6 protein-coding genes, 1 tRNA gene and 2 pseudogenes are annotated in these 9,235 nt (G+C 64.5%); 1 reads left to right on the plus strand and 8 read right to left on the minus strand.

The window, feature by feature from the left end; translation table 11 throughout:
• Positions 1–146: pseudogene (locus tag EOA60_RS38830) on the minus strand (DedA family protein); the annotation flags it as partial.
• A gap of 262 nt (positions 147–408) precedes the next feature.
• On the opposite strand from EOA60_RS38830, the gene EOA60_RS08200 reads away from it, so the two are divergent.
• A tRNA-Leu gene (locus EOA60_RS08200) sits at positions 409–493 on the plus strand.
• Positions 494–589: 96 nt separating this feature from the next.
• Here EOA60_RS08200 and EOA60_RS08205 read toward each other — a convergent pair.
• The 7 genes and pseudogenes from EOA60_RS08205 to EOA60_RS08235 all read right to left on the minus strand — a co-directional run.
• Positions 590–1,790 (minus strand): annotated as a pseudogene (locus tag EOA60_RS08205) (MFS transporter).
• 14 nt (positions 1,791–1,804) lie between these two features.
• Entirely contained in the window at positions 1,805–3,193 is a 1,389-nt protein-coding gene (locus tag EOA60_RS08210) for an FAD-dependent oxidoreductase (RefSeq protein WP_095824178.1), read from the minus strand.
• Positions 3,194–3,246: 53 nt separating this feature from the next.
• Positions 3,247–3,567, minus strand: a complete 321-nt coding sequence (locus EOA60_RS08215) for a metalloregulator ArsR/SmtB family transcription factor (RefSeq protein ID WP_066990141.1) — start codon at positions 3,565–3,567, stop codon at positions 3,247–3,249.
• A gap of 173 nt (positions 3,568–3,740) precedes the next feature.
• Positions 3,741–4,964, minus strand: a complete 1,224-nt coding sequence (locus EOA60_RS08220) for a YncE family protein (protein WP_245322314.1) — start codon at positions 4,962–4,964, stop codon at positions 3,741–3,743.
• Positions 4,965–6,245, minus strand: coding sequence for a GNAT family N-acetyltransferase (locus EOA60_RS08225; RefSeq protein ID WP_127334922.1), 1,281 nt, complete (start codon positions 6,243–6,245; stop codon positions 4,965–4,967).
• Positions 6,245–7,648, minus strand: coding sequence for a lipopolysaccharide biosynthesis protein (locus tag EOA60_RS08230; protein ID WP_095823959.1), 1,404 nt, complete (start codon positions 7,646–7,648; stop codon positions 6,245–6,247). The genes EOA60_RS08225 and EOA60_RS08230 overlap by 1 nt, the downstream gene beginning before the upstream one ends.
• A gap of 122 nt (positions 7,649–7,770) precedes the next feature.
• The coding region (locus EOA60_RS08235) for an SEC-C metal-binding domain-containing protein (RefSeq protein WP_206628109.1) at positions 7,771–9,235 on the minus strand (1,465 nt) is incomplete at its 5' end.

Raw genomic sequence — 9,235 nt, forward strand, 5'->3', positions numbered from 1 at the left:
GGCTTGGACAGCGCCATCGGCAGATAGAGCACGTCGGCCGGCACCAGAAAGACCGAGCTTTCCACGAAGGCGATGAAGGCCAGCCACCATTCGGCCGATTTCCTTGCCGCCAAGGACATCGTCCAGTCGTAAAGTCCGCGAAGCATCGGCTCTCCTGAAAAGCGCGCAGTGGTTTTGGACACCGGGTGGCAGGAAGACAAGGTCCCAAAGCGCCGCATCCACCCTTTGGGATCCGAGGCGCTTCAACGCATCCCCTGTCTAGAAAGATTTTCCGCGCCGCACAATGGCGGCACCTTCACGAGACTGAAAGGCATGGCCGGGTGCAGAGCGCCTGCAAATCGGCAACAGGCCAGTTGACGAAGCCTGTCCGCCCGTATAGTCCGCGCCCATCCAGGCCGCCCGGCCTGAGCCCCTATGGCGGAATTGGTAGACGCGCTCGACTCAAAATCGAGTTCCGCAAGGAGTGCTGGTTCGATCCCGGCTAGGGGCACCAATTGGTCTCTTTGACATCAACCAGGCAGTTGCCGAAGTGACGGAGGTTCATGGGCTGGCCAACCACTTCACAGGGCTACCGGCCGGTTACAAAGCATCACTGCGCCTGTACCTCTAAGGTTCGACGACGGAAGATCAGCCAGCCAAGGCTACACGCCAGTCCGACGTTCAGCAGCGCCAAGCCAGCGAGAGCTGCTAGAGTGCCGTGAGCGCCCACATGCTCCAACAATAGCGCTCCGACAGACGGCGCTGCTGCTTGAGCGATCAAGCTGGGCATGGCAAGTCGCCCCATCAGTCTCGCGTATCCCGACGGACCGAACAGAGCGAGCGGCAGCGTGCCTCGCGCTATCGTTTCGAGGCCGATGCCTGCACCGTAGAACGCCAGCGCCACCGGCACCACCGGAACCCCGACGCAGAGCGCACCAATGCCGATGGCGACGAAGCTCACCGACGCGAACTTGGTCCAGATGGGATGATGGTAGCGGGCGATGATCATCTCGACGGCACGCGCCGACACCTGAGCGGGGCCGACCAGTGCCCCGAGCCCAACGGCAGCGGCGAGCGCCATGCCGCTGGCCTGGCAAGATGGTGAGGAGATGAACTGACACCGTCGACGAAATGACCGCCGCCAAGGTCAGCGTGGCAGCCAGGACGACCATGATCGGCACTGCGGCCGGCTGAACTGGGGTGCCCACCTGCTCCTTTCCCGGCCGATCTGTGACGCTCGGCAGCGGCACCCGACGCGGCAACATTCCGAGATAGAGGGGCAGGGCGAAGAACAACTGCACCGAAGCATAGACGAGGCATGTGCCGCGCCAGCCCGTCTCGCCCATCAGGAAGGCCGAGATCGGCCAACAGAACGTGCTGGCGAAGCCGCCGAACAGCGAAAGGGTTGTGATGGCCGAGCGCGCGCTATGTCCGTAGAGCCGGCCGAGGGTCGCGAAAGCGGCATCGTACAAGCCCGCCCCCATTCCAAGGCCAACAACGAGCCACGCTGCGATGTAGGCGGCAAGGTTCGGCGAGGCAGCGAGTCCGATCTGGCCGATGCCGATGCAGCCGGCGCTGAACGCAAGAACGTTCCGGCCGCCGTGGCGCTCAATGGACGAGCCGACGCGAGGTGAGATCAGTCCGGCGACGAGCAGGCCAAGCGACAATCCACCCACGACCCAAGGCAGCGGCCAGCCGGTGTCGGCGGCGACCTTTGGTGCAATCACCGCCGGCAGGTAATAGGTGGACCCCCAGGCCATGATTTGGGTCAGGCCGAGGACGGTGATGATCGTTCGGCGACTGCGTTCCATCGGGCGTGATGCGATTAGGCTGCCACCCCGCACCCGCAGCCACCCTTGCCAGCGGCCTTCGCTTCAGCATCGGCGAGACAACAGGCGTCAGCCTCGGAAGAAGCGGGACCACCACAGCATCCGCCAGCGGTCGCGCGTATGGTCGACTGGGGAACCGTGCAGACGCCGGTTTCGGGTAGCACCAGTTGCACCGCATCCGCGGCCGCCATGTCGCCAGCAATGGCTGCCGCGACCGACCGCACCTGTTCATACCCGGTCAGCAGCAAGAAGGTCGGGGCGCGGCCGTAGCTCTTGATGCCGACAGTGTAGAAGTCGGGCTCGGGGTGGCTCAGTTCGCGATGACCGTGCGGGGGAACATCGCCGCAGGAGTGCTCGTTGGGGTCGATGAGAGGCCCCAGCGCCTTTACGCCCTCAAGCCATGGGTCAAGATCAAGCCTAAGCTCGCGCGTAAGGGACAGATCGGGCCGCTGGCCGGTCGCCGCGATGATGCAGTCGAAAGGCCCGAGAGTTTGTAGGCCATCCTTCGTTTGACCTTCGACTGTCAGGCGGCCGTTTGAGCTGCGGATGGCCAGCGTTGCGAACCCAGTGACGAGCTTTGTGCGCCCGCTCTCCGCCAGTTCGCGAACGTCAGCACCAAGCTCGCCACGGGCAGGCAGTTGATCCAAGTCTCCGCCGCTGTAAATGCGAACCAGATCGGTCCCCCGTGTCGCCCAGACAAAAGCGGTTCCCGGATCAACCGCAGCCAGCCTATCGAGATCGAGCAGGGCATTGGCGGCCGAATGACCCGAACCGACAACAAGCGTGGTGCGGCCGGCATAAAGGGTGCGGTCGTGGCCGAGAATGTCGGGAATGCCATAGGCGATCTTGTCTGCGAACTCCGCTTCGCCCTCCGCCGGGACACCACCGGCCCCAAGTGGATTTGGCGTCTGCCACGTGCCTGAGGCGTCAATGACGGCCCGTGCACTGTCGCGCCTGATGCCTTCCCCGGTTTCGACCATCAGCATGAACGGTCGCGCCTTTCGATCTTTGCTCAAGACCTTGTCTGCGCCCCAGCGGGAAACAGCAGTCACGCGCGCACTGGTTTCGATGGACGAGGAGAGTTCAGGGAGCCTTGCTAGCGGCTCAAGGTAGCGGGTAATCAGTTCATTAGCGGTGGGGAACGCCTCGGGCTTGGGCATCGTCCAGCCGCTGTCCTCAAGACGGTTTCGGGCGGCCTGATCAACACAGTAGCGCCAAGGCGTGAACACCCGGACATGGCCCCAGTCCTTGAGATTGGTGGCGATGCCAGCGCCGGCCTCATAGACCTTCACCGGGAGCCCCCTTTGGATGAGCTGGACGGCAGCCGCCAAGCCGACCGGGCCGGCTCCGATGACGGCGACAGGGAGGGCGTCAGGGTCATTCATTGACATTTTTTCCATCCTTCCGGGATCATCGAAATACGATGCAAAAAAAGAGGCTATGCCGCCGCGTCGCTCTCCGTCGCGCCGCAAGCTGCGTCAGCACAGCACTCGTCAGCCAGGAAGCCGATCAAGTCGCGCATGATAGGATAGTTGGCCCGGCAGATGAGGGTCGTCGCCTGACGCTCCTGCGTCACGAGGCCGGTCAGAATGAGGCGATGCAGGTGATGGGACAGCGTCGAGGCCGCGATGCCAAGGGTGTCCTGCAAGTACCCCACCGGCCGGCCAGCTTCGCCGGCTCTGACCAGTGTGCGATAGAGCTTGAGCCGTGTCGGGTTGCCGATGGCTTCGAGCTGTTTTGCGGCTTGTTCGAGTTTCATGGAAATAGACTGCACCCTCCGCCGCTGCCGGTCAACTCTATTTCGACAATGATCGAAATATGGTCAGACGAATTCCAAGTGCATCGGCAGGGAGTCGTCGCGGAAAGGGCAGCGGACATGGTGCCAAGGCTCCATGGGATTGAGGTCGTCAGCATGTGCAGGTCACCGACACCCTACCGCATATTCCCCGTATGCCCCTGCGAGTAGCGCCCCGGCTGCGGCCACACCGTCAGGCCGTGCGGCTCGACGCCGACGCGGATCTTCGTCACGGCGCCCGACGTCGTGTCGATCATATAGACCTCGCTGTCGAACCGGCCGGAGAGCCAGAGCTGCTTGCCGTCGGCGCCGACATTGCCCATGTCGGGGCTGCCGCCGCCGGGGATCGGCCATTGGGCGACGACCGAGCGGGTCGCGAAGTCGATCACCGTCACGCTGCCAGGCCCGTCGGCACGGCCCTGTTCCATTTTGTGCGAGCCGCGGTTCGAGACATAGAGCCGCTTGCCGTCGCGGCTGACGACGAAGCCGTGCGCGCCAATGCCCGTTGGAATGAAGCCAATCTCCTTGAAGCTGTCGCCGTCGATCAGGAAGACGCCGTCATTCATCATGTCGGCGACGTAGAAGACCTTGCCGTCGGGCGAGAGCCTTATGTCCTGCGGCATGCCCATCTTCGACAGGTCGAGATGGCCGAGCACCTTGCGGTTCTTCAGGTCGATCTTGGCCAGTCCGCCGTCGCCATACTCGCAAGTGAAGATCGCATAGGAATTGTCGGCCGCGAAATCGGCATGGTTGATGCCGGGGCAGGCCGGCGTCGGGATGACGGCTTGCAGCGCCATGGTCCGCGGATCGCGCAGATCGAGCCGCCTCAGGGCCTCGTCAACGATGATGGCGGCGCTGCCGTCCGGCATGAAATACATGTTGTAAGGATCGTCGACCGGCACCTGCTTGCCGGGCTTTCCGGTCGCCGGGTCGATCGGCGTCAGGCTGCCGTTCTTGCCGGTGCCGTTATTGGCCACCCAAAGCGTCTTCAGGTCCCAGGAAGGAACGACGTGCTGCGGCTTGCTGCCGACCGCAAACCTGTCGACCTCCTTCAGCGTCGCCGGGTCGATGACGGAAACGCTGTTCGAGGAACGGTTGGGCACATAGACGCGCGGCAACGCAGCTGCCGCGGCTGGAGCCATATGGCCGGCGGTGGTGTGGCTGTAGATGTCGACGGGCGCAGGCTCGGAGCAATCCTCGGGGCAGGACTCGGCGAATGCTCGCGCCGGGAGCATGGCGAGCAGGACAAGCGGCGCACAGAGGCGGGCGAAGCGCAGGAAGGTTTCGAACATCTGGATGCTGTGTGAAGAGGCAGGCCGGATCCGGCCGCCGGATGCCATAGCCGGTGTGCGGCCTTTCATCTAGCGCCTTTTCAAGAGGCTCCGCATGCGATTGCGTAGCAGCCGCGCCATGTTGCGGGTCTCGCGGTAGAGATGGAGCTGCGAGGCCGCCTGGCGGGCCGGCCGGTCGGCATCGGGCGTCAGGCCGACCACCAGCGTGCCCATCGGCTTGCGCTCCGTCCACAGGCGACTCATCACCGGATGGTCGGGCACCGCGCAGGAATCGGTCATGGCGACATTAGGATCATCGAGATGCTGCTTGGTCACCTCGATCATCAGCAGTGTGCCCGGCGAATAGGCCGAGAGCGTCTCGTCATACGCCGTCTTCCAGGTGTAGGCGACGCCCGCTTCGACGAAGACGACGAGAGAAGCGATCGTACGGCCGTCGAGCGTCAGTGTGTGGATGCGGCACATGTCGTGCTCGGCGAGCCTGTGCACCGCCTCGCGGGCGAAGGCGGCGCGGTAGCGGTCGATCGCCATGGCCGTGCGCTCGCGGCCCTTCCAGCCGGCCGCCTCCAGTGTCAGGAAGCTTTCAATGGCGTGGCGGATCTCGTCCGGTCCGCGCGCCACCACATGGTCCAGCTTGCCAAGGCCGGCGAGGCGCCGCTTGAGCCGGCGGAATTCGCGATAGTGATGCGCGCGCAGCGAGGCCTTGAGGTAGTCGTCGCCGTCGGCATCGCTTTCCAGCACCGGGCGCTCGGCCTTGCCGGTGACGACCAGGGTCAGGCCGCGGCTGTCGGCAAAGGAGGTGAGCAGGCTCGCCACCCGGCCGTCCAGCTTGATGTCGGGCAGCACGAAGACCTTCGGCAATTTGAGATGCGGCCTGGACAGCATCGAGAAGAAATCCTCGATGACGCCGACAGGATCGTCACGATCGACCAGCGGCGTGCCGAGCGGGCCGAACGGGCTCGACCATGTGCGCATGACCGGGACGCCGAGCGGAATTGCGGGGCGCTCGACCGAGAACGGCACAAGGAGCCGCAGCCGGTTGCGGAACTCGTCGCCGTCGCGGATCACCGCCAGCCGCACTTCGCGGTCCTCGAGCCTCGGCATGGCCGGCGCCAGGAAGCGCGGGTTGAAGAAGACGTTGGGCTCGATCGCGCGGGCGCTAAGATAGTCGAGCTCCTCGACCAGGTCGAAGCCGGCCGAGGCGGGATAGATCGCGAGCTTGCGCTCCGGCCGGTTGTTGGCGAACAGCTCGATATGGGCGGGATCGGCCTCCCTGACGAGGCCGGCAAGGCCCGACACCATGGCGCCGGCGGGCCCGCCGCTGGTCTCTTCAAGCAGCGGAATGGCGGCCATCAGGCGACTTCCTTATTTGCGGGCACGAAGATCGCCATGACGATGCCGAGCTTGCGCCAGACGGTGAAGGACAGCGCGCCGGCCTCGAAGACCATCGCGAGGCTGGTGGCGATCGCCGCGCCCCAGAGGCCGAAGAGCGGGATCAGAACCACATTGAGAGCGATATTCAGCGCGAGCGTCATGGCATAGACGGCGGCGCAGATGTTCTGGTTGCCGCTCATGGTGAGCAGGCTTTCGCAGGGGCCGACGGCGCCGCGCGCGACGACGCCGAAGACCAGCAGGAAAAGCAGCGGATAGCCGGCGGTGAATTCAGGGCCGAACAGCACCAGCATCGGCTCGCCGAGCGCCAGCACCAGCAGCGCCATCGCGAGCGAGGGCCAGAAGGTCCAGGAGACGGTCTCGCGGGCGAAGGCGGCGAGCCTTTCCGGCTCGCCATGGGTGAATTGCGCATAGCGCTGGGCAACGCCCGCCTTGACGGCGAAATAGACGAAATGCACCAGAGCCAGCGTTTTCACGGTGGCGAAATAGACGGCGACGTCATTGGGCTCGAGATAGGCGCCAACCATCAGCACATCGGCATTGGTGAGCAGGAAGAAAAAACTCTCGACCAGGAAGATCGGGAGCGAGACCAGGAACCACCGGCCGAAATGCACGGTCATCGACCCGGCCGGGATCTGCTTGTCCATGCGCGAGGTCACGCCCATCAGTTGGCCGAGCGTCGTGGTATAGGTGGCGGCGATCGAGGCGAAGATCGCGGTCTTGGCATCCGGCACGTAGTGCATGGCGAGCATAAGCGCCATGAACACCAGGATCAGCACCGGCCGCACCAGATAGGTCGGCGACAGCGCGAACAGCGCCCATGAGTTCGCCCGCGCCAGTCCCTGAAGGAGGTCGCCCATCGCGATCATCGGCAGGCAGATGATGCCGAGGATGAAGGGGACGACGTAGTAGTTCTCGATCCAGGGCGAGGCGAGCCAGACGCCGAGCGCGCCCAGCCCCGCGATCACCGTCGAAGCGACCAGCACGAACAGCCGGCTCGCCAGCACGATGCCGCGCAGCTCGGCGAGCATGCCGCGCTCGCGATATTCGGGAATGAAACGGATCACCGAGGTGTGGAAGCCGAGGCAGGCGAGATTGCCGACGATGACCATCGTCACCCAGACCAGCACGAAGATGCCGTATTCGAACGAGCCCATCCAGCGTGCCATCAGCACCTGGCTGACGAAGGCGATGACCGCGCTGACGATGCGGATGGTGAATGCGATCAGCGACATGCGGCCGGCTTCGCCGCGTTCGTCGGCGCTGAACAGCACGGCGTCGATGCGGCCAAGCAGCGGCCCCATGCGCAGCGCCCAGCGCTGCGGCAAGAACCGCCCGGCAGTCGTCGCCGCGGAAAAGCGCACCCCGAATACTCTCCGTTTTCCGCCTGTTTCCAAGGTTTCGGTGTATGCGAAACACATTAAGAAACGGTTGGGTGGAGGGCTTCCTTCTCCCCGTCATATCCGGGAAGAAGAAGTGAAGGGGATCAGGCGAAGGCGCCGTGGCAGTGCTTGTATTTCTTGCCGGAGCCGCAGGGGCAGGCCTCGTTGCGGCCGACCTTGCCCCAAGTCGCGGGATTCTTCGGATCGCGATTTTCGGGTGCCACCATGGCATGGGATTCCTGGCGGACCAACAACGCCGTCTCGCCGCCCTGGAAGTCGTCCTCGCCGGTGGTGCCGTCGATATGGCTGCCGAACATATCCGGCGCCGACGGCGGCGGCGCTTCAGCCGCCTGGCGGACCAGCTCGACGCGCATCAGCTGCGCGGTCACGGCCTGGCGCAGATTGCCGAGCATGCCCTGGAAAAGCTCGAAGGCCTCGCCCTTGTATTCCTGCAGCGGATCGCGCTGGGCATAGCCGCGGAAGCCCACGACCGAACGCAGATGGTCGAGGTTGACGATGTGCTCGCGCCATAGATGGTCGAGCGTCTGCAGCACGACCGAACGCTCGACATAGCTCATGACGTCGGGGCCGAAGCGCTCGGCGCGTTCCTTGGCGGCTGCCTCGGCGGCGGCCGAGATGCGCTCGCGGATGTCGTCCTCGGCGATGCCCTCCTCCTTGACCCAGTCCTCAATCGGCAGGTCGAGATTGAGGTACTGCGCCACTTCCTCCTTCAGGCCGGCGACGTTCCACTGCTCGGCATAGGCGTTTTCCGGGATGTTCTTGGCGACGATTTCCTCGATGACGCCCTCGCGCATCTCGGCGACCGTCTCCGACAGGCCTTCGCCATCCATCAGCTCGATGCGCTGCTCGAAAACCACCTTGCGCTGGTCGTTGGAGACGTCATCGTATTTCAGTAGGTTCTTGCGGATGTCGAAGTTGCGCGCCTCGACCTTCTTCTGCGCCTTCTCCAGCGCCTTGTTGATCCACGGGTGGATGATGGCCTCGTCTTCCTTGAGGCCGAGCTTCTGCAGCATGCCGTCCATGCGCTCGGAGCCGAAGATGCGCATCAGATCGTCCTGCAGCGACAGGAAGAATTTCGAACGGCCAGGATCGCCCTGGCGGCCGGAACGTCCGCGCAGCTGGTTGTCGATGCGGCGGGATTCATGGCGCTCGGTCGCCAAGACGTAGAGTCCGCCAGCGGCCAGCGCCTTTTCCTTCAGCTGCGCGACGTCATCGCGGATCTGCTGTTCGCGCGCCTCGCGCTCCGGGCCGGCGGGCATATCCGCTAGTTCTTCGGCGATGCGCATGTCGGCATTGCCGCCGAGCTGGATGTCGGTACCGCGTCCAGCCATGTTCGTGGCGATGGTGATAGCGCCGGGCTTGCCGGCCTGGGCGACGATAGCCGCCTCGCGCTCGTGGTGGCGGGCGTTGAGCACCTCGAAATTCTTGACGCCTTCCTTGCGCAGGCGCTCGGCCAGCTGCTCGGATTTCTCGATCGAGGTGGTGCCGACCAGGATCGGCTGACCGCGCTCTCGGGCGTCGCGGATCTCCTTGACGATGGCCTTGTAC

Source organism: Mesorhizobium sp. M1A.F.Ca.IN.020.06.1.1 (genome assembly GCF_004023265.1).
GTDB lineage: Bacteria > Pseudomonadota > Alphaproteobacteria > Rhizobiales > Rhizobiaceae > Mesorhizobium.

Bases quoted from the DNA above. Each gene is read 5' to 3' on its own strand.
- EOA60_RS08210 (WP_095824178.1), bottom strand. From the start codon at position 3,193: ATGAATGACCCTGACGCCCTCCCTGTCGCCGTCATCGGAGCCGGCCCG.
- EOA60_RS08215 (WP_066990141.1), bottom strand. From the start codon at position 3,567: ATGAAACTCGAACAAGCCGCAAAACAGCTCGAAGCCATCGGCAACCCG.
- EOA60_RS08220 (WP_245322314.1), bottom strand. From the start codon at position 4,964: ATGAAAGGCCGCACACCGGCTATGGCATCCGGCGGCCGGATCCGGCCT.
- EOA60_RS08225 (WP_127334922.1), bottom strand. From the start codon at position 6,245: ATGGCCGCCATTCCGCTGCTTGAAGAGACCAGCGGCGGGCCCGCCGGC.